This is a genomic window from Nonomuraea mesophila (genome assembly GCF_004352805.1).
Lineage (GTDB): Bacteria > Actinomycetota > Actinomycetes > Streptosporangiales > Streptosporangiaceae > Nonomuraea > Nonomuraea longispora.
On record NZ_SMLD01000001.1, the window covers coordinates 96,821 to 119,450 of the forward strand.

Below are 22,630 nucleotides of genomic sequence, written 5' to 3' on the forward strand. Positions count from 1 at the left end.
TGACGAGGTGAGGTTAGCGGAAACGGGGGCCGAGCAGTTGCTCGCGTAATGCGCTCAGTTGGTGGGAGTGCTCGACCGAGCGGGTCTGGTCGAGGGAGTCGAGCGCCAGCAGCAGCGCGTCGCCGAGGACGATGCCGGTCAGAGGCTCGCCGGTGATGCCCGTGGGCGTGTGGGGAGCGGCGAGCACGGCGTCCACCCGGTCGGCGAACTCGCCCCCGAGCTCGTCGGAGATGAGGACGACGCCCGCGCCCACCGCGTGGGCCCGGTCGATCAGCACGGTGATCTCCTTCAGGCGGCGGCCCGGCTGGAAGATGACCAGCACGTCGCCGTGGCTCAGTGCGAGCAGGTCGTCGGCCAGCGCGAAGCCGGTCGCCGAGGTGGCGCGGGCGCGGTGGCCGCGGCGGCCCAGCTTGAGCGCCAGGTGGCGGGCGGCGGGGTCGGAGGCGCCGGTGCCGAAGACGAGCACGCCCGGCGCGTTGACCAGCAGCTCGACCGCCTTCTTGAACGGTTCTTCGTCGAACAGCCGCCGGCAGTGGTCGATGCGTTCGCGGGCCTCGTCGAAGACGCGTTCCCAGATGCCCGACAGGTCCTGCCCGACGTGGCTGATGCGCTGCTTGAGGCGTACGTCGGGAGCCACCGCGGAGGTGAACTCGGCCGCCAGCGCACGCTTCAGCCCCGGCAGCCCGCCGAACCCGAGCCGCTGCATCGTCCGCACGACGGTGGCGTTGCTGGTGCCGGTCGCGGCGCCGAGCTCCTGGGCGCTGGCGAACAGGATCTGCTCGGGTGTGGCGGAGACGAGGAACTGGCACACCGCCCGCTCGGCCGGCGACAGCTCGTCCCACACCTGCCTGACCGTGGCCCTGAGCTGCTCGACCGGACCGTGTGTATTTTCCATTACGGCTATTGACTCCCCTGTAGCGTTCATTACTCTCTCTTGGAAACGACCGCTACAGAATCGCCGCCTCCTGAAATGAACGTTACAGGCCGGTCGGTCCAAGGAGCACCATTGAGCCTCACTTCCCTGCCTCTCGTCGAGATCTCCGGCGCTCCGCGCGAGCGCGGACGCCAGTACGGCGAGCAGGCCCGTGACCGCGTCCAGCGTGCGCTGAGCTACTACGCGGAGGCGTTCGGGCACTCCAGCGGCCTGACCTGGGAGCAGGTCGTGCAGCGCGCGGCCCGGTGGGTGGAGCCCGGCAAGGCGTTCGCGCCCGACCTCATCGAGGAGATGGAGGGCATCGCCGAAGGCGCGGGGGTGAACTTCCTCGACGTGCTGGCGCTCAACGCGCGCGGCGAGATCATCTACGACACCACGTTCAGCTCCATGGAGCCCGACGGGTGCACGTCGTTCGCGCTGATGGGGGAGGCCGCCGGCGACGGCCACGTCTACGCGGGCCAGAACTGGGACTGGCGCGACGGGGTGTCCGGCACGCTGATGGTGCTCAGAGTGGTCCAGCCGGGCAAACCCACGGTGATCATGCACGTGGAGGCGGGGCAGGTCGGGCGGCAGGGGGCCAACTCGGCGGGCATCGCACTCAACGCCAACGGGCTGGGCGGGCGCTTCGACGACTCGGTGGGCGTGCCGCAGACGCTGATCAGGCGCAGGGTGCTCGACAGCGACAACCTCAACACCGCGCTGGAGGCGCTGACCAAGTCGCGGGCCCACATCGCCAGCAACGCGCTCGTCACCCACCGCGAGGGCTTCGCGATCGACCTCGAGACCACGCCGGGAGCGGTCGGCTGGATGTACCCGACCGACGGCCTGCTCGTCCACGGCAACCACTACCAGGCGTTCGTGCCGCCCCAGCTGGCCGGCTCCTACCGGCCGGGCTCGGCCGACTCGCTGTTCCGGGTGCCGAGAGCCGAGGGCGGGCTGCGGGCCGTGGCCGAGGCGTCGGGCACCGACGAGGCCCGCAAGCGCATCCGGCTCGCCATGTCCGACCACCTCGGCTACCCCGAGTCCCTCTGCACCCACCCCGACCCCGCCCAGCCCGCCGTCAAGCGGTGGGCGACGCTGCTGTCGAGCTGTGTCGACCTCACCACGGGCGACTACCTGATCGCGGCAGGCACGCCCTGCGACCACGAGTACGAGCGCGTGCCCTGGAACCTCTACGACGGACCGCATGGAGAAGTGACCCCGTGAAGAAGACGCTCGCCCTGCTTGGGCTCATCGGTCTCACCGCGGCCTGCGGCGGCCCCGCCGCGACCACCAAGGCGCCGGACCCCGCCAAGCTCACCCTGGTCGACCGCACGGAGAAGGCGGCAGGCCCGCTCGACTCCGCCGTCTGGCTGGTCGACGAGGAACCGGGCACCCTCGACCTCGACACCGACGGCGGCACCAACAACCGTACGATCATGGCGAACGTCTGCGAACGCCTCATGCAGACCCAGCCCGACCTGACCGTCAAGCCCTGGCTGGCCGAGAAGGCCGACCTGCCCGACCCCAAGACCATGGTGCTCACCCTGCGCCGGGACGCCACGTTCCACGACGGCTCGCCCGTCACCGCCGACGACGTCGTGTGGAGCCTCAAGCGGCACGCCGGCGACGGCATGGACGAGTCCGACGAGTTCGAGGACGTCGATTCGATCACCAAGACCGGCGACCACGAGGTCACGATCGCGTTCAAGAAGCCCAACTCGCTGTTCGCGCAGGCCATCGCGGGCGGCGCGGGCATCGTGCTGAACAAGGAGGTCGTCGAGAAGCAGGGCAAGGAGTTCGGCACGCCGGGCCACGAGGACGCCTGCAGCGGGCCGTACACGGTGGAGGAGTGGAAGTCGGGCAGCCACCTGACGATCACCCGCCACGACGCGTACTGGAACAAGGACGTCAAGCCGCTCACCAAGAGCATCACCTTCCGGTGGGCCGAGGACACGGCGCTGGTCAACAGCCTCGTCACCGGTGAGGCGCAGGGCGCCTACCTGTCCGACACCGGGCCCGCGGTCGCGCTGCAGGACAACCAGGCGGTCAGCGTCTCCTACGGGGCCACCACCCGGGTGTACGTGCTGCTGCCCACCGACCGCGGCGTGATGAAGGACCCGAAGATCCGCCGGGCCCTGTCGCTGGCCGTCGACCGCGCGGGCATCGCCAAGTCTGGCTTCTCCGGGCTGGCCAGGCCCTGGAAGGTGCCGGTCGGGGCCGGCGCCTGGTCGTACGAGAAGGAGGCGTTCCAGACGGCCTACGACCAGCTCCAGGGCGCCCCCGAGACGCCCGACCTCGACGCGGCCAAGAAGCTCGTGCAGGAGGCGGGCTCGCCCAAGGAGCCCATCATCGTGGCCACCAACGGCGAGCAGGCCCGTACGGTCATCGCCAACGCGGTGGTCGACGCGGCCAAGAAGATCGGGCTCACCGCCCAGATCAAGACCGTGCCCGCGTCCGAGTTCGGCAGCTTCTACACCGACAAGTCGCTGCGCGCCCAGGTCGACCTCGTGCCCGACGACTGGTACATCACCAAGTCCGACCCGATCGGCTTCTACGACAACGGGCTGACCGGCTCGGCGAACAACTGGGTCAAGTTCAGCTCGCCCGAGTACGACGAGCTCGTGGCCAGGGCTCTGGAGACCACGGACGACGCGGCCCGCGCCAAGGACGTCATCGAGCTGCAGCGCCGCTTCACCGCCGACATGGTGTGGATCTCGCTCGTCGAGGTGCCCAACGCGGTCGTGCTCGGCGGCAAGGTCACCGGCCCGCCCGCCTCGCAGGTCCACATGAGCTACCCGTGGGCGGCCGACCTCGGGGCCAAGGGCTGACGCCGTGGCGGTCCGCAAGCTGGCCGGGCTGGTCGCCACGCTGCTCGCCACCTCGTTCGTGATCTTCGGGGCGTCGTACGCGGCGCCCGGCGACCCGGTCACGTTCCTGGCGGGCGGCAAGGAGAACCTGACCCCCGAATACCTGGCCGCCATCCGTGCCCAGTACCACCTGGACGACCCCTTCCTCGTGCAGTACGCGCGCTGGCTCGGCGACGCCGTGACCGGCGACCTCGGGCGCTCGATGCAGTACAACGACCAGGTCTTCGACCTGATGATGGCGCGGCTGCCGAGCACGCTCGGGCTGGTGGCGTACGCGGCGGTGCTGTTCGTGGTGTTCGGCGTGGCCCTCGGGGTGCTGGCGGCGGTCCGCGGCGGCCGCACCGACTCCGCCGTCGTCGCCGGCACCACGCTGGCCACCTCGGTGCCGTCGTTCGTCACCGCCGCCGTGCTGATCTCGCTGTTCGGCGTGCAGCTCGGCTGGTTCCCCGTCATGGGCGGCGGGTCGTTGTGGCACCTCACCCTGCCCGCCGTGACGCTCGCGCTCGGCGCCCTCGCCATCATCAGCCGGGTGACCAGGCAGGCCATGGTCGAACAGCGCGAGCTCGACCACGTGACCGTGGCCCGCGCCTCCGGCCTGTCCGAGCGGCTGATCGTCACCAGGCACGTCCTCCGCGGCGCGCTCGGCCCGATCGTCACCATGTGCGGGCTGGTCACCGCCGGCATGCTGGCGGGCACCGTGGTCGTCGAGACCGCGTTCAGCCTCAACGGGATCGGCTCGCTGCTGGTCAAGGCCATCAACACGCACGACTTCCCGGTGACCCAGGCGGTGATGTTGTTCATGGTGGTCGCGTACATCGTGGTGACCACGCTCGTCGAGCTGCTGCAGCCGCTCATCGACCCCCGGGTGAGGAGGCGGGCATGACGGCCGTCGTCTCCACCCTCTCGCCCAGGCCGGCGCGGCCCCTCGGCTACTGGCTGGCCTCCGGTTTCCTCGGGCTGGTCGTCGCGGCGGCCCTGCTCGCACCGGTCGTGGCGCCGTACGAACCGGACGCGGTCGACTTCTCCGCCACGCTCGCCCCCATGTCGCCGGGGCATCCGCTCGGCGCCGACCAGTCCGGCCGCGACCTGCTCACCAGAGTCCTGTACGGCGCCCGCACCTCGCTCGTCGGCCCGCTGCTGCTGCTCGCCATCGCCTCGATCCTCGGCGTCGCGCTCGGCACGCTGGCCGCCTGGCACCGCGGCTGGGTGGACACCGTCGTCGCCCGGCTGACCGACGTCATGTACGCCTTCCCCGGGCTGCTGTTCGTCGTGCTGATCGTGGCCGTGTTCGGCAACGGGATGACCACGGCCATCGTCGCGCTCGGGCTGGCCTACACGCCGACGATCGCCCGCTACACCAGGAGCGTCGCGCTGGGCGAGTGCGCCAAGCCGTACATCGACGCCTACCGGGTGCAGGGCATGGGCGGGTTCACCATCTGTGTGCGGCACCTGGTGCCCAACATGGCGCGCGCGATCGTCGGCTACCTGGTCGTGCTGTTCGGGGAGGGGCTGATGAGCCTGGCCACGCTGAGCTTCCTCGGGTTCGGGGCGCAGCCGCCGTCCTCCGACTGGGGGCTGATGGTCAAGGAGGGCCAGCCGGCGATCGTGCAGGGGGCGTTCCTGCCGGTGCTGGTGCCGGGCGCGGCCATCGCGCTCGTGGTCGTGTCGTTCAACGTGATCGGCGTGCGCCTCGCCGACCGCATGGGCGTGAGGGGCACATGATGCTGCTTTCCGTGGAAGGACTGACGATCGAGGCGGGCGGGCGGCGCCCGATCCTCGCCGACGTCTCGCTCACCGTCGGCAGGGGCGAGATCGTCGGCCTGGTCGGCGAGTCGGGCTCCGGCAAGTCCACCCTCGCCCGCGCCGTGCTGCGCCTGCTGCCGCAGCACTCGGCGGTGTCGGGGCGGGTGCTGGTCTCCGGCGACGACGTGCTCACGATGGGCCCGGACGCGCTGCGCGACCTGCGCGCCGGCCAGGTGTCGATGATCTATCAGGACCCGCGCTCGTCGCTCAACCCGGTCCGCAGGATCGGCGACTTCCTCACCGAGCGCATGGTGCTCACGCTCGGCCGGCCCAAGGCCGAGGCCCGCGCGCGGGCGCTGGAGCTCCTGGCCGCGGTCGGCCTGCGCGAACCCGAGCGGCACATGCGGCAGTACCCGCACGAGCTGTCGGGCGGCATGTTGCAGCGCGTGGTCATCGCCGCCGCGCTGGCCGCCGACCCGGCGCTGCTCCTCGCCGACGAGGCGACCAGCGCCCTCGACGTCACCACCCAGGCCGAGACGCTCGCGCTGCTGCGCCGCGTACAGGCCGAACGGGAGCTCGGCATGGTGTTCATCACCCACGACCTGCACCTGGCCGCCGCCTTCTGCGACCGCGTGAACGTGCTGTACGCGGGCACGATCGTCGAGTCGCGGCCCGCCAAGGAACTGTTCGACGACCCGCGCCACCCCTACACCGCTGGGCTGCTGGCCTGCACGCCCGAACTCGACGACCCCCGCCCGATCCGTCCCATCCCCGGCCGGCCGCCCTCGCTGGACGACACGTTCACCGGCTGCCCCTTCGCGCCCCGGTGCCCGCACGCCACCGGCGCCTGCGAGGAGTGGCGGCCGCGGCCCGTGACCGTGCCCGGCGGCTCGGCCGCCTGCCGTCTGGTGGAGGTCTGAATGCTCGCCGTACATGCTCTGTGCAAGTCGTACGACGGCGCGGTGGCCGCCGCCGACGTCTCCTTCGAGCTGGCCCCCGGGGGTTCGCTGGGCCTGGTGGGGGAGTCGGGGTCGGGCAAGACCACGATCGCCCGCATGCTCGTCGGCCTGGTCGCCCCCGACTCGGGCACGATCACCGTCGACGGCAGGGAACGCACCGCCAGGGAACGCGGCCGGGCCGCCAGGCTGCGCAGGGCCCGCGAGATCCAGATGGTGTTCCAGGACCCGTACGTCTCCCTCGACCCCCGGCTCACCGCGGCCGAGTGCCTGCGTACCGCGCTCAGGTTGCACGGTAAGGACCGCTCGCGCGCAGGCGAGCTGCTCGACCAGGTCGGGCTGGGCGCCCGCGAGGCGGAGGCGCGGCCCCACCAGCTCAGCGGCGGGCAGCGTCAGCGCCTGGCCATCGCCAGAGCGCTGGCCGTCGAGCCGGCGGTGCTGGTGCTGGACGAGGCGGTGGCCGCGCTCGACGTGTCGATCCAGGCGCAGATCCTCGAACTGCTCGCACAGGTGCGCCGCGACTCGGGCGTCGCCCTGCTGTTCGTCAGCCACGACCTGGCCGTGGTGCGGCACCTGTGCGACGACACGCTCGTCCTGCACCGGGGGGTGGTGGTCGAGCGGGGGCCGGTCGCGCGGGTGCTGGCCGAGCCCGAACATCCCTACACCAGGCTGCTGCTCGACTCGGTGCCCCGGCCGGGCTGGGACCCGGCCAAGGTCGTACGCTGACGGCATTCGGACAGTTGTCCGCGGTTGAGATGCGCAACCCCCTATGCGATCGTCTGACCCATGGACCTGCTCGCGGCGCTTCTCGACGGCCCGCGTGCCCGTGGGGTCCGCCCGGTCCCCGATCCGCCCTGGTCGCCGCGCGCCGGGGATGAGGCCCCGTGGTGAAGCCGCTGCTGCTGCTCGACGTCGACGGCGTGCTCAACCCGATGGGCCGGCCGACGCCCGACTACCGGCGCTACCGGTGCACGGTCGGGGGCGAGGTCTACACCGTGCATCTCAACCCCAGGCACGGGCGCGGGCTGCTCGACCTGGCCATCGCCACCGGGTCCGAGCTGGTCTGGGCGACGACGTGGGAGCAGCACGCCAACGAGTGGATCGCGCCCAGGATCGGCCTGCCCTCCCTGCCCGTCATCCCGCTGCCGCCCGAGCCTCCGAGCGAGCACGGTGAGATGTTCAAGACCCCGCACGTGGCCGCCTACGCCGGGCGACGGCCGTTCGTGTGGTTCGACGACCAGGTGTGGGCAGAGGATGAGGACTACCTCAGGGTGCGTCAGGGACTGACCGACTTCCTGCTCATCCACGTGGACCCGATGCGTGGCCTGACCAGGCGACATCTGGGCATGGCGGAGGAGTGGCTCACCCTTACAGGGTTTTCTCAGGGTTCCTGACGGGAGTCCGCCGAGCCGATCGGTCGTTGTACGGGTAGGTCGTAACCACACGGAGGCACAGCATGTACCGCTCAAGAGAGCACAGGATTCTGGCCGGCGTCTGCGGCGGTCTCGCCGACAAGATGGGCCTTCCTCCCACCCTTGTCCGGATCCTCTGGCTACTGCTCTCGCTCATCCCGGGGCCGCTCTGGGTGGTCTACGTGGCGATGTGGATCCTCGTCCCGGAGGAGCCGAAGGGCTACCGTCCGGCCTAGCGCACAGGCGGCGCCGGGCCCGCCGTCCATCCGGACCGTGGGCCCGCCGCTTCTCGCCGCCCCCGCCTGAGCGGGCGCGTCAGTCCTGCGGTGTGCCGTGCTGGCGGGGCAGCCGGTCGAGGCCGTCGAGGATCAGATGCTCGCCCGGCTGGCCCGCGTGGGCGACATCGACGACCAGGTGGAGGCGTGCCGCAGGGTGTTCGCCAGCGACACCCGCTGGACCGTCGTGCGGGGCAGCGACCTGGAAGAGGGCGAGAGCCAGGGGCTGCCGGTGTGGAGCCGGCACGTCGGCGACCCGATCCTCGCCGCCAACCGCACCCGCCGCGTGGACTTCGCCCTCTTCATGGTGGAGGCGCTCGTCAACGACGCCCTGGTCCACGAGGCTCCGGCGATCGTCGGCTGCCGGACCTCTTCGGCACTGGCCCACGCCCAGCGGGCCTGACCCGCCGGGCGTGGACCTGCGCCGGGCCGGAACCCCTCGGCCCCTCCCTTGGAGGCGGTTCCCTTGGCGGGTGCCCCTACCCCGCGGGGTTCCAGTCGACGAGGGTGCAGGGCTTGACCGGCCCGGTCATCACCAGCGGCTTGAAGCGGGCGGTGACGACCGGGCCCTCCCCGCTCTCCTTGTTCTCGGCGAACTCCAGCACCAGGGTCTGACCCTTGCCGACGTAGCCGGGATCGATGTTCACCCCGCCGGTCCGGACGCGGGCGGCCTTGTAGCTCACGGAGTCGCGGAAATCATCGAGGCCGGTCGGCTCCCCGCCGACCACCTCTCCGCGGCCCGGCTCGCACTGCTTGTCGATCGGCACGTAACTGACGTCGGCGAGGACGCCGGCCTCCTTCAGGTCGCCCTCCAGCTTGTCGGCGTCCCTGAACTCGTTGATGTCCACGCTGATCGTGCCGTCGCTGTTCGTGCTCACGGCGTACGCGGGCGTCCCGGTGCCGGTCAGCAGGGGTACGGCGATCGCCGCCGCGGCGGCCATCGCCGCCGTCGCCAGGACGGACCGCGTACGGATGACGCGGCGACGCCGGTCGGCGCGGGTGGCGATCTCGGTCTTCAGGTCCATCAGCAGTTGCTCCTCGAAGTTCAACGGGCTCCATCCATGACGAAGGACAGGTGGCGTAGCGTCCGGCGGGCACGATGCAGGCGTACCTTGGCGGCGCCCTGGCGGATGCCGAGGGCCTGCGCCGCCTCGGTGACCGTGAGCTGGTCGATGGCGACCAGCTCCAGCATGGCGCGCTCCCCTTCCGGCAGTTCCTCCACGGCCGCCAGGGCGTGCCTGGCATCCCGCTCCGCGTCGATCCGTTCTTCGAGCCGGGCGACGTCGTCGGCGGCCAGTTGCCGGCGTCCGTTCAGCCGGTCCGATAACCGGTGCTCCCGATAGACCCGTCGCCGCTCGGCGGAGATCGTGTTACGGGCCACGCCGTACAACCACGCGATCTCCGAACCCAGGTCGGCCCGGTAGGTGTGAGCCGAGTCGAGCACCGCGATGAACACCTCGGCCACCAGATCGGCGACCGTGTGCGGGTCGTCGACGCGGCGGGCGAGGAACCGGGTGACGGCATCGACATGTCGCCGGTAGAAGGCCTCGAAAGCCACAGGATCTGTGGCGATCTTCGCCTGTTTGCGACGCACCGGCCATGCTCCCTTCGTCGATTGACACCCCTGCTTGGTGAGAAGTGGCCGAAGGGTTACAAGCCTGGTTGTTGCCGGTACGTCTGTCGTCCCGCAACGGCGCCGACTTCGGACGCGACGACGGCGTCTATCCGGCCCGACCGTCGAGGAGCTTCGTTCAGAGTTTCTCGGCGATGTCCACGTTTCCTGGATGGCTCTCCCGCACCAGCGAACCGGCCCCCATCCGGTCGGTCCTGCGTACCCAGGCCAGCCCTGAGGCCGTGCAGAGCTCCAGGACGCGTGCCCTGCAGTCGCAGGTGTGCCGCATGATCCGCACTCGCTCGAAGCGCGGGTGCGGATTGCGCCAGTCGACCAGCTCGGCGTCGGCCCGATAGGGACCGATATGCGGGCCGTGGAAGTCGGAAAGCTCGGCCATGAGTCATATCTCCTGACGCGATATGCGTGGTCCGGAGGTCCGGGTGGACGAGCAGCAGTCTACGTAACCCGGCCACGGCTGGTCAGGGCTGGCCCTGCCTATCTTGACCCTGACCTGGCCGCCTAGCCTACGGGTCGTGAAAATCGACCCGGAAGGGCTGCAAGCGCCCTACCTGCAGCTCGCGGACGCTCTGCGTGCACGGATCAAGTCCGGAGAGTTCCAGCCCGGCCGGAAGGTGCCGTCCCAGACGGAACTCGAAGACATGACCGGTCTGTCGCGGAACACCGTGAAGAAGGCGCTCGACGTGCTCAAAGTGGAGGGCCTTCTGATCACTGCGCCGGGTCGTGGGCTGTTCGTGGCGGAGAGGCCGAAGACGTGATCCCGCACGGGCCGGGGCGGCGTCCCGCACCTCCGGAAGGCGGCATATCCTCGAAACCATGAGGGCTAGGCCGCTGACGCTCATCGAGGATGAGCTCGTCGACTACGACAAGGCTATGGAGCGCATGACCGACCTGGTCGGGCAGCGCCAGCGCGACGAACGACCGGACACACTCTGGCTGCTGAGCCACCCCTCCGTCTACACGGTCGGCCGCCGCACCCCGCTCGACCACCTGCCCGACCCGACGCGCGGCATCCCCGTGGTGGAGACCGGGCGGGGCGGGCAGCTCACCTACCACGGGCCCGGCCAGCTCGTCGGCTACCTGATCGTCAAGCTCGACGACGACCAGGGCATCGTCGACTACGTTCGCGAGGTGGAGCTGCGGCTGGTGGAGGCGCTGGGCAAGCTGGGCCTGCCGGCCGAGCGCCGTGACACGCCGCCCGGCTCCGAGCTGCTCACGGGTGTCTGGACCGCCGAGACCGGCCGCAAGATCATCTCTATCGGGATGCGGCAGAGCCGGGGCGTCACCAGCCACGGGTTCGCGCTCAACGTGGAGGGCGACCTGTCGCCGTGGAACTGGGCGATCGCCTGCGGCATGCCCGACGTGGACATGACCTCGCTCAAGCGGGAACTGGGCGAGGCCTCGATGGCCGACGTCCGCGCGGCCGTGGCCACGGCCTTCGAAGCCTCCTGACCGGGATCACCGCCTGCCATCCGTGACGGCTTCGAGAATGTCGGCGGTCGAAGGCCCTTGTGAGCGATCTCGCGCCTTCAGGCGCCCGACTATCTCGACGTTGGTGATATCGGCCGGCTCCCTGGCGACGTAGGCCGACAGGGACATGCCGACCTCCGCCGCACGCTCCTTGAACGCCTCGGCGACCGGTTCGGGGACATCGCGGATGTAGGGCGTCGCCATGCACGACATGTTGGCGCAATCCAAGCACGTGGGTACGGCCCGCGTGAGCCGTACCCACGTCGATCGTCAGGGGGTGGGGACCTCGTCGTCGACCGTGCGGCGGGGCCCGGTGAACCAGTGGCGGGCCGACAGCACCCACCACAGCGCGATCCCGATCAGCACCACCCCCACCGCGATCGGCGCGTAGTTCACCGACGTCCACGTGAAGTCCGGGTTGCCGGGCACGCCCTCGGGCGAGAACGGCATGATGAAGTAGATCGAGACGACGGCGATCTCGACGCAGGCGATCCAGCACAGCACCTTGTACTTCCGGCCGAGCGTCCACGGGCCGGGGGTGAAGGCGTCGCCCATGCGCAGACGCAGCCAGATCGGGATGAGGAAGGCCAGGTAGAGCCCGATGACGGCGATCGACACGACGGCGTAGAAGGCGACCGGCGTGGTCAGGCCGGGAGGGGCGTAGAGGGCGGGCAGGGTGATGAGGGCGGCGGTGAGGCAGCCGCCGAGGATGGCGTTGACGGGAGTGCGGTTGCGGTCGACCCGCGACCACAGTCGCCAGCCGGGGATCGCGCCGTCCCGCGCGAACGCGTACGTCATCCGCGACATCGACGTCACGCAGCTCATGCCGCAGAAGAACTGGCCGATGGTGGAGATCGCGAAGATCGCGGTGGCGAGCGGGGACGACAGGGCCGTCTCGAAGATGGCGCCGACGAAGCCTCCCTGTTCGTTGAGCGCGTCCACGTTCGTCGCGGCGAACAGGAACGACAGCAGCAGGATCCACCCGCCGATGGCCGAGTAGAAGATCGACTGCCACAGCCCGCGGGCCGCGCTGGTGGCCGCGCCCTGTGTCTCCTCCGACACGTGGGCGCAGGCGTCGAAACCGGTGATCGTGTACTGGGTGAGCAGGAAGCCGAGCGGCAGCACGTACAGCCAGAAGGGCAGTCCTTCCGAGCCGGTGCCGAAGCCCGAGTTGTCGTTCGTGCCGCCGAAGACGAAGCCGAGTGACTGGTGGTCGTCGGGCGCGAAGATCAGGATGGCGACGATGATGGCGGCGCCCGCGACGTGCCACCAGACCGAGACGTTCTGCAGCAGCGAGATGAGCCGGTGGCTGAAGATGTTGATGAGGGCGTGCAGCGCGAGGACGATCACGAACAGCAGGAACGCGTGGGGGAGCGTGGCCTCCCATGCGCCGCCGGTCAGCCGGTTGATGGTGATGTTGAGGAACGTCGCGCAGCCGTAGTCGACGGAGGCGGTGACGGCGATGAGGCCGATCAGGTTGAGCCACCCGGTGAACCAGCCGTGGATCGGCTTGCCCAGCTTGGCGGCCCACCAGTAGATGCCGCCCGCCGTCGGGTACGCGGAGACCAGCTCCGACATGCAGAAGCCGATGATCAGGATGAAGACGGAGATCAGCGGCCAGCCCCAGGAGATGGCGATGGGGCCGCCGTTGTTCCAGGCCTGTCCGAAGGTGGTGAAGCAGCCGGCGAGGATGGAGATGATCGAGAACGAGATGGCGAAGTTCGAGAATCCGCTCCAGGTGCGGGCCAGCTCCTGCTTGTAGCCGAGTTCGGCGAGTCGCCTGGAATCCTCTTCAGCGGTCATTGAGGTCTCCCTGGGGGGCACGGAGGACGCTCCATTTGGTCTACATCTAGACCATTTCTCGCCAGGGGACAAGGCGTCACGGCATGGTTTCGAACCGCTCACTCCATGCCGGAGGGAGGGCGCCCGGCTCGGCGCCCTCCCTCCGCGGCGGCTTGTGCCTGTTACCCGAACGCGTCGGTCGCGGCCTGGCAGAAGGCCTTCAGGTCATCCGGCTTGCGGCTGGTGACCAGCGTGTTCGGCCCGTCGGTGCAGATCATGACCTCCTGGTCCACCCACGTGGCGCCGGCGTTGCGCAGGTCCGTCTGCAAGCTCGGCCAGGACGTCAGCGTGCGGCCGCGTACGACGTCCGCCTCGACCAGGGTCCACGGCGCGTGGCAGATCGACGCCACCGGCTTGCCCGCGTCGAAGAACGACCGGGCGAACTGCACGGCCTGCGGCACCGTACGCAGGAAGTCGGGATTCGCCACGCCGCCGGGCAGCAGCAGGCCGTCGAAGGCGCCCACGTCGACGTTGTCGACCGTGTCGTCCACGGCGAACGTGTCGGCCTTGTCCAGGTGGTTGAACGCCTGGATCTGGCCGGGCGCGGTGGAGATCAGCCTGGGCGTGCCGCCCGCCTGCTTGACCGCCTTCCACGGCTCGGTGAGCTCGACCTGCTCGACCCCCTCAGGAGCGACCAGGAACGCGATGGTCTTGCCCTGCATCATGTGATCTCCCCCTTGATCCGGCTGTTTCCTTCCCCCTATCCGGGTGGTTCCCATGTATGCGTCTTCACCTTGTGGAGGGCGGGGCCTCCGGACGCGGTGCCACGGCTTCGAAGCCGGAATTAAAGCGCATTCATAATGGGGGGCTCTAATGTCGGGAAAGTCATGCCGGAGCGGCCGGCTTTCTTATGGAGGCCGCAGGCGTACAGGGGGGAGGTGAAGGCGATGACCATCGAGATCCGCGAGCTCGACCGCGTGGAGACGACCGTTCTTTGCGACCCGGACTACAACGGCTGCGGCTGAGCGCCGCGACGTTCTGTCCCGGCTCGACGGTAGGGAGGTGAAGAACGTGCAGAGCATCGAGATCCGCGAGCTCGACCAGATCGAGACCACCGTGCTGTGTGACAACTGCGATATCCCCAGCTGACGATGTCGGGCCGCCTCTTCGGGCCGCGGTAGCGCCGCGGCCCGATGGGCGGCGCCGGGTCCACGCTCGGTGATCGACGGCGGGCGGCGCCTGGGGAAGAGCGGAGCCCGCCGTCGTCCGGATAACGCGTTCGGGAGCATGATGAAATATCCGAGAATCAAATATACGCATCGCCCGAGATTGCTGGCCGGCGGCCGGGTCAGCATTGGCGGGATCGTTTTCGGACTGGCTTCCGAATTCAATGATCCGGAGCATCGGGTGTGGGCGTTGCTCAACGAGATGGACGGCACACGAACGAGGGAAGAACTCGTCGCGCGCATGGCGGAGACCGGCGCCGACGAAAAGGTGACCGCCTCGGTCATCGACACTCTGGCCGCCGCGGGGCATGTCGAGGACGCCGACCCGGACCTCGCGGAGAACCTGACCCAGGCCGAGCGCGATCGGTACGACCGGGGGCGCGCCTTCTTCTCCTGGGTCGACAAGTCGCCGAGGAGCTCTCCCTGGCATGCGCAGGAGCGCCTGCGCTCCGCCCGGGCCGTGGTCGTCGGGGTGGGAGGCACCGGAGCCGCCGCGGCGGCGGCACTGACGATGTCCGGCGTGGGGCACGTCCATTGCGTCGAGCCGGACGTCGTCGAGCTGTCCAACCTGAACAGGCAGATCATCTACACGGAGTCCGACATCGGCCGGAGCAAGGTCGAGGTGGCGGTCGAACAACTCCGCGCGCGCAACTCGGCCGTCGCGGTCTCCGGCGAGCGGCGTTCGGTCAACGGGCCGGACGATCTCAAGCAGATAGCCGGCGGGTTCGACGTGCTGGTCCTCTCGGCCGACCGGCCGGACGAGATCAGATACTGGGCGAACGAAGCCTGCCTGGCCACGGGCACGCCGTGGGTGCACGGCGGCTATCACGGCCCGCAGGTGTCGTGCGGTGTCTTCCTGCCGGGAACCGGCCCCTGCTATGCCTGCGTGCAGCGCAGGCAGACCGAACGGCGCGCGGGACGCGATGTCGTGGCGGAATGGGAGCCGGGGAAGAGCACCGACCCCGTGAACGCGGCCAACGCGGTGTCGGCGATGGTCTCGGGCGGCCTGCTCGCCCATCTGGCGCTCAGCGTCATCACCGGGGCGCCGCCGATACCGGCCAATCGCATCTATGCCCACAACCTGATGGTCATGGATCACGCGTTCGCTCTGTCCGCGAGCGGTGCGGACGGGGAGCGGTGCGACGTTTGCGGCGGCGGTGGGCCCGATGAGACCCATGAACGCTGAGGACGTGCTCGACGGGCGTACCGTCGAGCTCCACGACCTGAGCTGCCGCCGTGAGCGGGACGAATGGGTGGTCGGCCGGATCGACACCGGCAGGTTCATCGCGGTCCCCGAGGACGGCAAGCGCGTCATCGACCTCCTGGGCGAGAAGCTGACCACCACGGCGGTGCACGACAGGTTGCTGGCCGAGACGGGGCGCGACGTCGACGTGGACGCGTTCGTCGAGGCGCTGACCCGGTACGGATTCGTCAGAGCGGGTGACGAGGCCGCGCCGGTGCCGCCGTCCTGGCTTCCCCGGCTGACGAGCAGGCACGTACGGTGGTTGATGGCTCGCTGGCTGTGGGTCGTCGTCGGGGTGTGGAACCTGGGCGGGCTCGTCCTGCTGGTGAGCCACGCCGACCGGATGCCGATGCCTTCCGACCTGCTGGCCGTCGAGCGGGGCAGCGTCATTCTGCTGGCCCAGCTCGGCACCATCTGGGCCTCGATCTTCGTCCATGAGCTGGCGCATCTCCTCACCGCGAGGGCCTGTGACGTGCCGGGGCGGATGCGGCTGGGCACCCGGCTGCAGTTCCTGGTGGTCGAGACGGACGTCAGCGGGATCTGGCACGCGGGCCGCCGGGAGCGGCTCGCCGTCTATCTGTCCGGGATCGCGGTGAACGTGACACTGGCGACCGTCGGCCTGATCGCGGTCCTGTTCGGCGCACCGCCGCTGGCCTTCCTCGGCACCGTGGTGTTCCTCGCACAGGTCATGCTGATCGTCCCGCAGTTCTTCGCCTTCATGCGTACGGATGTCTACTTCGTGGTCCAGGACCTGTTCGGGTGCCGCAACCTCTTCGGGGACGCGACCGCGTTCCTCGCCTACCTGTGGGCGCGGCTACGCCGCGGACCGGCGGCCGACCCGTCCGGCGCCCTTCCGCGTCGCGAGCGGTACGTCGTCAGGGCCTACTCGGTGTTCGTGGCGATCGGATCGGTCGTGTGCGTGGGCGTCTCGCTGACGATCACTCTCCCGGTCGCCGTACCTCTCGTCGCGAGATCCGTGGGGACCCTGCTGTCCGGCGGGTCGGGCGCGGCCATGGTGGACGCGGCGGTCGTCCTGGGCGCGATCGTGATCGGCCAGGTGCTGTGGGCGACCGCGTTCTGGAAACGCAAGCGATCGGGGATCATGAACTGGCTGCGTCTCAGGAAGGAGCGGGCCTCCTGATCGAGGGGGCCGGCGTACGCGGGCGGGTCGTAAGCTGGGCAGGTCACGGCGGGAAGCCGGGCCGGGTTGAAAATTTACACCGCCCAAGGAAACAGGACTGAAACAATTTTCCGCCATGCGTTGACACGCGGTCTTCGTATGGTGTGCCTTTCTCTACACAGGAACCCCCCGCCTGAAGGTGAGGCACATATGAGGAAATGGCTCGCACGCCTGGCTGCGCTGGGCGTCGCGCTACTAGTGGCAGGTCAGGGGACGACGACGGCCCTTGCTCAGGAACCGACGGCGGGGAAGAAGATCGTTCGCGTCGGCGCCACGCAGTCCATGGACTCCATGAACCCGTTCCTGGCCGTCCGCCTGGTCTCCACGTCGATCCACCGCTGGATGTACGGCTTCCTCACGGTTCCCGACTCCAAGACGCTCCAGCCCAGCGCCGACCTGGCCGAGTCGTGGGAGGCGTCGGAGGACGGCCGTACGTGGACGTTCAAGATCCGCGAGGCCAAGTGGTCCGACGGCAAGCCGATCACGGCCGAGGACGCCGCCTGGACGTTCAACAAGATCATGACGGACGAGGCGGCCAAGACGGCCAACGGCCCGGCCGTGGAGAACTTCGAGAGCGTCACGGCCAACGGCCAGGAACTGACGATCAAGCTCAAGTCGCCGCAGGCGTCCATGCTGGAGAACCCGGTCCCGATCATGCCCAAGCACGTCTGGGAGTCGGTCACCGACATGGCCAACCACGACGCCGAGGTGTACCCCACGGTGAGCAGCGGCCCGTACTTCGCGACCGAGCACAAGAAGGACCAGTACGTCAAGCTGCAGGCCAACCCCAACTACTGGCGGGGCAAGGCCAAGGTCGACGAGCTGCAGGTCATCTTCTACGACAACCCCCAGGCCGCGATCGCCGCGCTGCAGAAGGGCGAGATCGACCTGATCGGCCGGCTGGACCCGCCGGAGTTCAAGGCCATCCAGAACGACCCCAACATCGAGGCGTGGAACACCGACGGCCGCCGGGCGAGCTACCTGCAGATCAACCACGGCGCCACCACCACCGACGACAAGCCCGTCGGCGACGGCCACCCCGCGCTGAAGGACGTCAAGGTGCGCCAGGCGCTGCACTACGCGATCGACAAGCAGAAGCTGGTCGACGAGGTGTGGGACGGCCTGGCCAAGCCCGCCGACGGCTCGATCGTGCCGCCGATGTACAAGGACTTCTTCTGGGAGGCCACCGGCGACACCAAGGTCACCTACGACCCGGCCAGGGCCAACCAGATCCTCGACGACGCCGGCTACAAGAAGGGCTCCGACGGCGTCCGTACGATGCCCGACGGCGACCGCAAGCTGGAGTTCCGCTTCAGCATCCACACCGACACCCCGCTCGAGGACAAGCTCGCCGAATACCTGACCGGCTTCTTCAAGGAGATCGGCATCACGCTGACCACCAAGAAGCTCGAATCCAGCAAGTTCACGGAAGAGACGGGCTACACCGGTCTGTTCGACATCGCGATCAGCGGCTGGTCGGTCAACCCCGACCCCGAGGAGGTGCTGGCCACGCACCTGTGCTCGCGCCGGCCCACCAAGGACGGCGAGGGCGGCGGCACCGAGTCGTTCTACTGTGACGAGACCTTCGAGAAGCTCTACAAGGAGCAACTGCAGGAGCTCGACCGGCCCAAGCGCGCCGAGATCATCAAGCAGATGCAGGAGCGCCTCTACACCGACGCTCCGGTCATCGCGATCTACTACACGAACGACCTCGAGGGCTACCGCAAGGACCGCATCACCAGCATCACCCCCATCCCCGAGGACAAGGGCCTGCTCTACGGCGGCAGCGGCTACTGGCCGTTCTACACCGTCGACGTCAAGGCGCCCGGGGCAAGCGGCGGGAGCGGCGACGGCGGTTCCAACACCGGCGTCATCGCCGGTATCGTCGGCGCCGTGGTCGTCATCGGTGTAGGCGCGTTCCTCCTGAGCAGGCGGCGCAAGAGCGTCGCAGACGAGCGCGAATGACAACTCCGCTCGAAGCAGCAGAGCCCGCCGCCGCGCAGGCGGCGGGCCCTGGTGACGGGCGCTCCACCCGCCGCGGCACGCTGCGCTACGCGCTGTCCAAGGCCGGTGGGGCGCTGTTCAGCATCGCCATGGTGATCGTCGGCACGTTCTTCCTGTTCCGGATGTTGCCCGGCGACCCCGTACGCAGCCTGGCGCAGGGCCGCAACATGACCCCGGCCCAGCTCGACCTCGAACGCAGCCGGCTCGGCCTGGACAAGCCGCTGATCGAGCAGTTCTTCCAGTTCGTCGGCGACACGCTCCGCCTCGACCTCGGCATGTCGTACGAGTACAAGCGGCCCGTCCTCGACCTGATCGGCGAGCGGCTCGGCCCGACCCTGCTGCTCGCCGGCACGGGCCTGGTCATCGCGGTCAGCCTCGGCATCTGGCAGGGCACGCGGGCCGGCTGGCGCAGCGGCAGCGCGTTCGACCGCTTCTCCACCGGCACGTCGCTGCTGCTGTGGTCGGTGCCGACGTTCTGGCTCGGGCTGCTGCTCATGATGGTGTTCGGGGTGGGCATCGGGCCGATCCCCGGCATCTTCCCCTTCCGCGGCATCGAGAGCGTGGACGCGCCCGACGGGTTCGCGTACGTGCTCGACGTGGCCTCCCACATGGTGCTCCCGTGCCTGACGCTGGTCGCCGTGGTCTACGCCCAATACCTCCTGGTCATGCGCTCGTCGCTGCTGGAGGAGGTCAGCCAGGACTACGTGACCGTGGCCAGGGCCAAGGGGCTGCGCGACGACGACGTACGCCGCCGCCACGCGGTGCCCAACGCCCTGCTGCCCACGGTGACGCTGGTGTTCATGCGCGTCGGCTTCGTGGTCGGCGGCGCGGTCACCGTCGAGACGATCTACACCTGGCCGGGGCTCGGCCAGCTGTTCTACGAGGCGATCAGCGTGCCCGACTTCACGCTCATGCAGGGCACGTTCCTGCTGATCACGGTGGCGGTGATCGTCATGAACACCCTGGCCGACGTGGTCTACCACGTGCTCGACCCGAGAGTGAGGTCGGCATGACGAGCGTCGCGGCGACCCGCAGGCGGCAGGCGCTGAGCCGCTTCTGGGCCGACTTCCGCACCCACCGGGCCGGCGTCGCCGGCATGGCCGTGCTCGTCGTCTCCGTGGTGCTCGCGCTGATCGCGCCGCTGTTCATCGACGAGAGCGTGACCAGCGTCGTCGACACCACCGGGGAAGACTTCGACGCGCCCAGCCTGGCCTTCCCGTTCGGCACCGACGAGTCCGGCCGCTCGATCCTGCTGATGGTCTGGTGGGGCTCGCGCACGTCGCTGCTCATCGGCTTCCTCGCCGCCGTGCTGAGCATCGTGATCGGCATGGTCGTCGGCATCGCCGCCGGCCACTTCCGCGGATGGCTCGGCGCCGTGCTCATGCGCGTCACCGACTGGTTCCTCGTCCTGCCCTCGCTGGTCACCGCCCTGGTGCTGGCGGCCATCCTGGGCGGCAGCACGTTCACGATCATCATGGCCATCGGCATCACCACCTGGCCGTCGACCGCCCGGCTGATCAGGGCGCAGACGCTGGCCGTGGAGTCCAGGCCGTACATCGAGCGCTCCAAGGCGCTCGGCGCCGGCCACTGGCACATCACGACGCGCCACGTGCTGCCCAACGTGGCGCCGCTGCTGCTGGCCAGCACCACGCTGGAGGTGGCCAGCGCCATCGTGACCGAGTCGACGCTGGCCTTCCTCGGCGCCTCGGCCAACAAGACCTCGTGGGGGACCATGCTTCGCGGCTCGTACGACTTCGGCGCTGCCAACGAGGGCGCCTGGTGGTACATCCTCATCCCCGGCCTGGCCATCCTCGCCGTCGTCATGGCGTTCACCCTGGTCGGCCGGGCCCTGGAGGCCGTGCTCAACCCCCGGCTGAGGAGGGGCGCATGAGTGTGCTCGAACTCGACGACGTCTCGGTGACCTACCGCATCGCCGCCGGCGAGGTGCCGGCCGTACGCGGGGTATCGCTGACGCTCGACTCCGGAGCGGCACTCGGAGTCGCCGGCGAGTCGGGGTCCGGCAAGTCGACGCTGGCCATGGCGCTGCTGCGGCTGCTGCCGCGGGACGCGCGCGTCGAAGGCCGGATCCTGCTCGACGGCGAGGACGTGCTCACCATGAAGTGGGGCCGCATGCGGGCCGTACGGTGGGCCGAGGCCTCCATCGTGTTCCAGGGCGCGCAGCACGGGCTCAATCCGGTGCGCAAGATCGGCGACCAGATCGCCGAGCCGCTGCTGGTCCACGGCCAGGCCAAGCCCGAGGCGGCCCGCAAGCGCGTGGCCGAGCTGCTCGACCAGGTCGGCCTGCCCGCCTGGCGAGCCCGCAGCTACCCGCACGAGCTGTCCGGCGGGCAGCGGCAGCGGGTGATGATCGCGATGGCCCTGGCCTGCTCGCCCCGCCTGATCATCGCCGACGAGCCGACCACCGCGCTCGACGTCATGGTGCAGGCCCAGGTGCTGACCCTGATCAAGGACCTGGTCGCGGAGCAGGGCATCTCGCTGATCATGATCTCGCACGACCTGTCCGTCCTCGCCGACGTGTGCGACCGGCTCGCCGTGATGTACGCGGGCCGCATCGTCGAGCAGGGCCCGTCGGGCGAGGTCTTCCACGACGCCCGGCATCCCTACAGCAAGGCGCTGGCGGCGGCGTTCCCGACGGTGGGCGACCCGGCCGCGCGGCTCGCGCCGAAGGGCCTCGGCGGTGACCCGCCCGACCCGATGCAGCTCCCGCCCGGCTGCTCGTTCCACCCGCGCTGCCCGGTCGCGCTCGACGAGTGCGCCACCCTCGACGTGGAGCTGTGGCCCGCCGGCGAGCGCCGTACGGCCGCCTGCGTACACGTCAGGGCGAAGGAGGAGGCGTCATGACGGAGACGCAGGCCACGGAGGAGAAGGTCTCGACGGCGGGGGCGAGCCTGCTGGAGGCGCGCGACCTGCACGTGGAGTTCGTCGCGCGCGGGCGCCGCGCCCGCGCGGTCGACGGCGTCAACCTGTCGGTCGGCGAGGGCGAGATCGTCGCGCTGGTCGGCGAGTCGGGCTGCGGCAAGACCACGCTGGCCCGCACCCTGCTCGGCCTCGAACGGCCCACCTCGGGCGAGGTCCGCTACGGCGGTGCCGCGCTCGACTACGGCTCCAAGGCGCTCAGGGCCTACCGCAGGCAGGTGCAGCTCGTCCTGCAGGACCCGACGGGCTCGCTCAACCCCCGCCACACCGTCTACGAGGCGGTGGCGGAGGGCCCGCGCATCCACGGGGTGGCCGACGAGGAGAACGTCGTGGCCACGGCGCTGTCCAGAGCCGGGCTGCGGCCGCCCGAGCGGTTCTTCCTTCGCTACCCGCACGAGCTGTCCGGCGGACAGCGGCAGCGCGTCGTGATCGCGGGCGCCCTCGCGCTCGACCCGAAGGTGCTGGTCGCCGACGAGCCGGTCGCCTCGCTGGACGCCTCCGTACGCGGCGAGATCCTCGCCCTGATGCTCAAACTCAGGGAGGAGCTGGGCCTGTCGGCGCTGGTCGTCACCCACGACCTCGGGCTGGCCTGGAACATCGCCGACCGGGTCGCGGTCATGTACCTCGGCAGGATCGTCGAGTCGGGGCCCGTCGAGCAGGTGCTGACCGCGCCGCGCCACCCGTACACGCAGGCCCTGATGTCGGTGCTGCCCGAGTCGCCGGAGCGGGTGGTGCTGACCGGCGAGCCGCCCGACCCGACGCGCATTCCCGGCGGCTGCCGCTTCCACGCCCGCTGCCAGGTGCTCGCCTCCGGCAGGGCGGCCGAGGCCGGGGTCGACGGCAGGTGCCGCTCGGAGCTGCTCGACATCCTGCCGGCCGTGCCCGTGGCGCAGGCCGCCTGCCACTACGCGGACGTCGCCGGCTAGCCGAGGCCGGCTACGCGGATGTCGCCTGCTGGCCGAGGCCGGCTACGCGGATGTCGCCGGCTG

Annotated in this window: 25 protein-coding genes and 1 pseudogene; 19 read left to right on the plus strand and 7 right to left on the minus strand. The window is 69.8% G+C overall.

Features of this window, described 5'->3' with window-relative positions; genetic code table 11:
- Positions 1-13 precede the first annotated feature (13 nt).
- The gene (locus E1295_RS00570; RefSeq protein WP_220448480.1) at positions 14-895 is read right to left on the minus strand and encodes a MurR/RpiR family transcriptional regulator; all 882 of its coding nucleotides are present in this window, start codon (positions 893-895) and stop codon (positions 14-16) included.
- Positions 896-1,006: 111 nt separating this feature from the next.
- On the opposite strand from E1295_RS00570, the gene E1295_RS00575 reads away from it, so the two are divergent.
- From E1295_RS00575 to E1295_RS00620, 10 genes and pseudogenes are all read left to right on the plus strand, one after another.
- Complete coding sequence (locus tag E1295_RS00575; protein WP_246079746.1) at positions 1,007-2,140, plus strand: C45 family autoproteolytic acyltransferase/hydrolase; 1,134 nt, start codon at positions 1,007-1,009, stop codon at positions 2,138-2,140.
- Complete coding sequence (locus E1295_RS00580) at positions 2,137-3,744, plus strand: ABC transporter substrate-binding protein (RefSeq protein ID WP_132627636.1); 1,608 nt, start codon at positions 2,137-2,139, stop codon at positions 3,742-3,744. The genes E1295_RS00575 and E1295_RS00580 overlap by 4 nt, the downstream gene beginning before the upstream one ends.
- Positions 3,745-3,748: 4 nt before the next feature.
- Complete coding sequence (locus E1295_RS00585; RefSeq protein WP_220448481.1) at positions 3,749-4,666, plus strand: ABC transporter permease; 918 nt, start codon at positions 3,749-3,751, stop codon at positions 4,664-4,666.
- On the plus strand, positions 4,663-5,505 hold the full coding sequence (locus E1295_RS00590) for an ABC transporter permease (RefSeq protein WP_132627637.1): 843 nt from the start codon (positions 4,663-4,665) through the stop codon (positions 5,503-5,505). Before E1295_RS00585 ends, E1295_RS00590 begins: the two co-directional genes overlap by 4 nt.
- Positions 5,506-5,516: 11 nt before the next feature.
- Positions 5,517-6,446: an ABC transporter ATP-binding protein gene (locus E1295_RS00595; RefSeq protein WP_246079747.1), complete on the plus strand. Its 930-nt coding sequence runs from the start codon at positions 5,517-5,519 to the stop codon at positions 6,444-6,446.
- Positions 6,447-7,208 (plus strand): ABC transporter ATP-binding protein, encoded by a 762-nt coding sequence (locus tag E1295_RS00600; RefSeq protein WP_132627638.1) that lies wholly within the window; start codon positions 6,447-6,449, stop codon positions 7,206-7,208. It begins immediately after the preceding gene.
- 60 nt (positions 7,209-7,268) lie between these two features.
- Positions 7,269-7,367, plus strand: a pseudogene (locus E1295_RS52345) (AraC family transcriptional regulator); the annotation flags it as partial.
- Complete coding sequence (locus E1295_RS00610; protein ID WP_246079748.1) at positions 7,367-7,876, plus strand: HAD domain-containing protein; 510 nt, start codon at positions 7,367-7,369, stop codon at positions 7,874-7,876. The pseudogene E1295_RS52345 and the gene E1295_RS00610, both read left to right, overlap by 1 nt.
- 62 nt (positions 7,877-7,938) lie before the next feature.
- Positions 7,939-8,130, plus strand: a complete 192-nt coding sequence (locus E1295_RS00615) for a PspC domain-containing protein (protein WP_132627639.1) — start codon at positions 7,939-7,941, stop codon at positions 8,128-8,130.
- 97 nt (positions 8,131-8,227) lie between these two features.
- Positions 8,228-8,572, plus strand: coding sequence for an NAD(P)-dependent oxidoreductase (locus E1295_RS00620; RefSeq protein ID WP_246079749.1), 345 nt, complete (start codon positions 8,228-8,230; stop codon positions 8,570-8,572).
- A 76-nt stretch (positions 8,573-8,648) separates the two neighbouring features.
- Here E1295_RS00620 and E1295_RS00625 read toward each other — a convergent pair whose 3' ends face one another.
- From E1295_RS00625 to E1295_RS00635, 3 genes are all read right to left on the minus strand, one after another.
- Positions 8,649-9,218, minus strand: coding sequence for a hypothetical protein (locus E1295_RS00625; protein ID WP_132627640.1), 570 nt, complete (start codon positions 9,216-9,218; stop codon positions 8,649-8,651).
- On the minus strand, positions 9,215-9,763 hold the full coding sequence (locus tag E1295_RS00630) for an RNA polymerase sigma factor (protein WP_181957940.1): 549 nt from the start codon (positions 9,761-9,763) through the stop codon (positions 9,215-9,217). Before E1295_RS00630 ends, E1295_RS00625 begins: the two co-directional genes overlap by 4 nt.
- Before the next feature lie 157 nt (positions 9,764-9,920).
- Positions 9,921-10,178, minus strand: coding sequence for a hypothetical protein (locus E1295_RS00635; protein ID WP_132627641.1), 258 nt, complete (start codon positions 10,176-10,178; stop codon positions 9,921-9,923).
- A gap of 136 nt (positions 10,179-10,314) precedes the next feature.
- On the opposite strand from E1295_RS00635, the gene E1295_RS00640 reads away from it, so the two are divergent.
- Positions 10,315-10,557 carry a GntR family transcriptional regulator gene (locus E1295_RS00640; protein ID WP_132627642.1) on the plus strand — a complete coding sequence of 81 codons (243 nt, stop codon included), beginning with the start codon at positions 10,315-10,317 and terminating at the stop codon, positions 10,555-10,557.
- Positions 10,558-10,615: 58 nt separating this feature from the next.
- Positions 10,616-11,251, plus strand: coding sequence for a lipoyl(octanoyl) transferase LipB (gene lipB, locus E1295_RS00645; RefSeq protein ID WP_132627643.1), 636 nt, complete (start codon positions 10,616-10,618; stop codon positions 11,249-11,251).
- 6 nt (positions 11,252-11,257) lie between these two features.
- Here the strand turns inward: lipB and E1295_RS00650 are convergent, their stop codons facing one another.
- The 3 genes from E1295_RS00650 to E1295_RS00660 all read right to left on the minus strand — a co-directional run bounded on the left by E1295_RS00650 (position 11,258) and on the right by E1295_RS00660 (position 13,776).
- Positions 11,258-11,473: an antitoxin gene (locus E1295_RS00650; protein WP_132627644.1), complete on the minus strand. Its 216-nt coding sequence runs from the start codon at positions 11,471-11,473 to the stop codon at positions 11,258-11,260.
- 66 nt (positions 11,474-11,539) lie between these two features.
- Positions 11,540-13,072 carry an amino acid permease gene (locus E1295_RS00655; RefSeq protein ID WP_132627645.1) on the minus strand — a complete coding sequence of 511 codons (1,533 nt, stop codon included), beginning with the start codon at positions 13,070-13,072 and terminating at the stop codon, positions 11,540-11,542.
- A gap of 161 nt (positions 13,073-13,233) precedes the next feature.
- The gene (locus E1295_RS00660; RefSeq protein ID WP_132627646.1) at positions 13,234-13,776 is read right to left on the minus strand and encodes a type 1 glutamine amidotransferase domain-containing protein; all 543 of its coding nucleotides are present in this window, start codon (positions 13,774-13,776) and stop codon (positions 13,234-13,236) included.
- A 562-nt stretch (positions 13,777-14,338) separates the two neighbouring features.
- Here E1295_RS00660 and E1295_RS00665 point away from each other — a divergent pair.
- From E1295_RS00665 to E1295_RS00695, 7 genes are all read left to right on the plus strand, one after another.
- The gene (locus E1295_RS00665) at positions 14,339-15,463 is read left to right on the plus strand and encodes a HesA/MoeB/ThiF family protein (protein ID WP_220448482.1); all 1,125 of its coding nucleotides are present in this window, start codon (positions 14,339-14,341) and stop codon (positions 15,461-15,463) included.
- Positions 15,453-16,661 carry a M50 family metallopeptidase gene (locus E1295_RS00670; RefSeq protein ID WP_132627647.1) on the plus strand — a complete coding sequence of 403 codons (1,209 nt, stop codon included), beginning with the start codon at positions 15,453-15,455 and terminating at the stop codon, positions 16,659-16,661. The genes E1295_RS00665 and E1295_RS00670 overlap by 11 nt, the downstream gene beginning before the upstream one ends.
- 189 nt (positions 16,662-16,850) lie before the next feature.
- Positions 16,851-18,665, plus strand: a complete 1,815-nt coding sequence (locus E1295_RS00675; protein ID WP_132627648.1) for an ABC transporter substrate-binding protein — start codon at positions 16,851-16,853, stop codon at positions 18,663-18,665.
- The gene (locus E1295_RS00680; RefSeq protein WP_132627649.1) at positions 18,662-19,717 is read left to right on the plus strand and encodes an ABC transporter permease; all 1,056 of its coding nucleotides are present in this window, start codon (positions 18,662-18,664) and stop codon (positions 19,715-19,717) included. The genes E1295_RS00675 and E1295_RS00680 overlap by 4 nt, the downstream gene beginning before the upstream one ends.
- Complete coding sequence (locus tag E1295_RS00685) at positions 19,714-20,595, plus strand: ABC transporter permease (protein ID WP_132627650.1); 882 nt, start codon at positions 19,714-19,716, stop codon at positions 20,593-20,595. The genes E1295_RS00680 and E1295_RS00685 overlap by 4 nt, the downstream gene beginning before the upstream one ends.
- Positions 20,592-21,566, plus strand: coding sequence for an ABC transporter ATP-binding protein (locus tag E1295_RS00690; RefSeq protein WP_132627651.1), 975 nt, complete (start codon positions 20,592-20,594; stop codon positions 21,564-21,566). Before E1295_RS00685 ends, E1295_RS00690 begins: the two co-directional genes overlap by 4 nt.
- Positions 21,563-22,567 (plus strand): ABC transporter ATP-binding protein, encoded by a 1,005-nt coding sequence (locus E1295_RS00695; RefSeq protein WP_132627652.1) that lies wholly within the window; start codon positions 21,563-21,565, stop codon positions 22,565-22,567. The genes E1295_RS00690 and E1295_RS00695 overlap by 4 nt, the downstream gene beginning before the upstream one ends.
- The last annotated feature ends 63 nt before the right edge of the window (positions 22,568-22,630 follow it).

Coding starts and splice junctions, on each gene's coding strand:
- E1295_RS00570 (WP_220448480.1), bottom strand. CDS start 895: ATGGAAAATACACACGGTCCGGTCGAGCAGCTCAGGGCCACGGTCAGG.
- E1295_RS00590 (WP_132627637.1), top strand. CDS start 4,663: ATGACGGCCGTCGTCTCCACCCTCTCGCCCAGGCCGGCGCGGCCCCTC.
- E1295_RS00600 (WP_132627638.1), top strand. CDS start 6,447: ATGCTCGCCGTACATGCTCTGTGCAAGTCGTACGACGGCGCGGTGGCC.
- E1295_RS00615 (WP_132627639.1), top strand. CDS start 7,939: ATGTACCGCTCAAGAGAGCACAGGATTCTGGCCGGCGTCTGCGGCGGT.
- E1295_RS00635 (WP_132627641.1), bottom strand. CDS start 10,178: ATGGCCGAGCTTTCCGACTTCCACGGCCCGCATATCGGTCCCTATCGG.
- lipB (WP_132627643.1), top strand. CDS start 10,616: ATGAGGGCTAGGCCGCTGACGCTCATCGAGGATGAGCTCGTCGACTAC.
- E1295_RS00650 (WP_132627644.1), bottom strand. CDS start 11,473: ATGGCGACGCCCTACATCCGCGATGTCCCCGAACCGGTCGCCGAGGCG.
- E1295_RS00655 (WP_132627645.1), bottom strand. CDS start 13,072: ATGACCGCTGAAGAGGATTCCAGGCGACTCGCCGAACTCGGCTACAAG.
- E1295_RS00660 (WP_132627646.1), bottom strand. CDS start 13,776: ATGATGCAGGGCAAGACCATCGCGTTCCTGGTCGCTCCTGAGGGGGTC.
- E1295_RS00665 (WP_220448482.1), top strand. CDS start 14,339: ATGATGAAATATCCGAGAATCAAATATACGCATCGCCCGAGATTGCTG.
- E1295_RS00670 (WP_132627647.1), top strand. CDS start 15,453: ATGAACGCTGAGGACGTGCTCGACGGGCGTACCGTCGAGCTCCACGAC.
- E1295_RS00675 (WP_132627648.1), top strand. CDS start 16,851: ATGAGGAAATGGCTCGCACGCCTGGCTGCGCTGGGCGTCGCGCTACTA.
- E1295_RS00680 (WP_132627649.1), top strand. CDS start 18,662: ATGACAACTCCGCTCGAAGCAGCAGAGCCCGCCGCCGCGCAGGCGGCG.
- E1295_RS00685 (WP_132627650.1), top strand. CDS start 19,714: ATGACGAGCGTCGCGGCGACCCGCAGGCGGCAGGCGCTGAGCCGCTTC.
- E1295_RS00690 (WP_132627651.1), top strand. CDS start 20,592: ATGAGTGTGCTCGAACTCGACGACGTCTCGGTGACCTACCGCATCGCC.
- E1295_RS00695 (WP_132627652.1), top strand. CDS start 21,563: ATGACGGAGACGCAGGCCACGGAGGAGAAGGTCTCGACGGCGGGGGCG.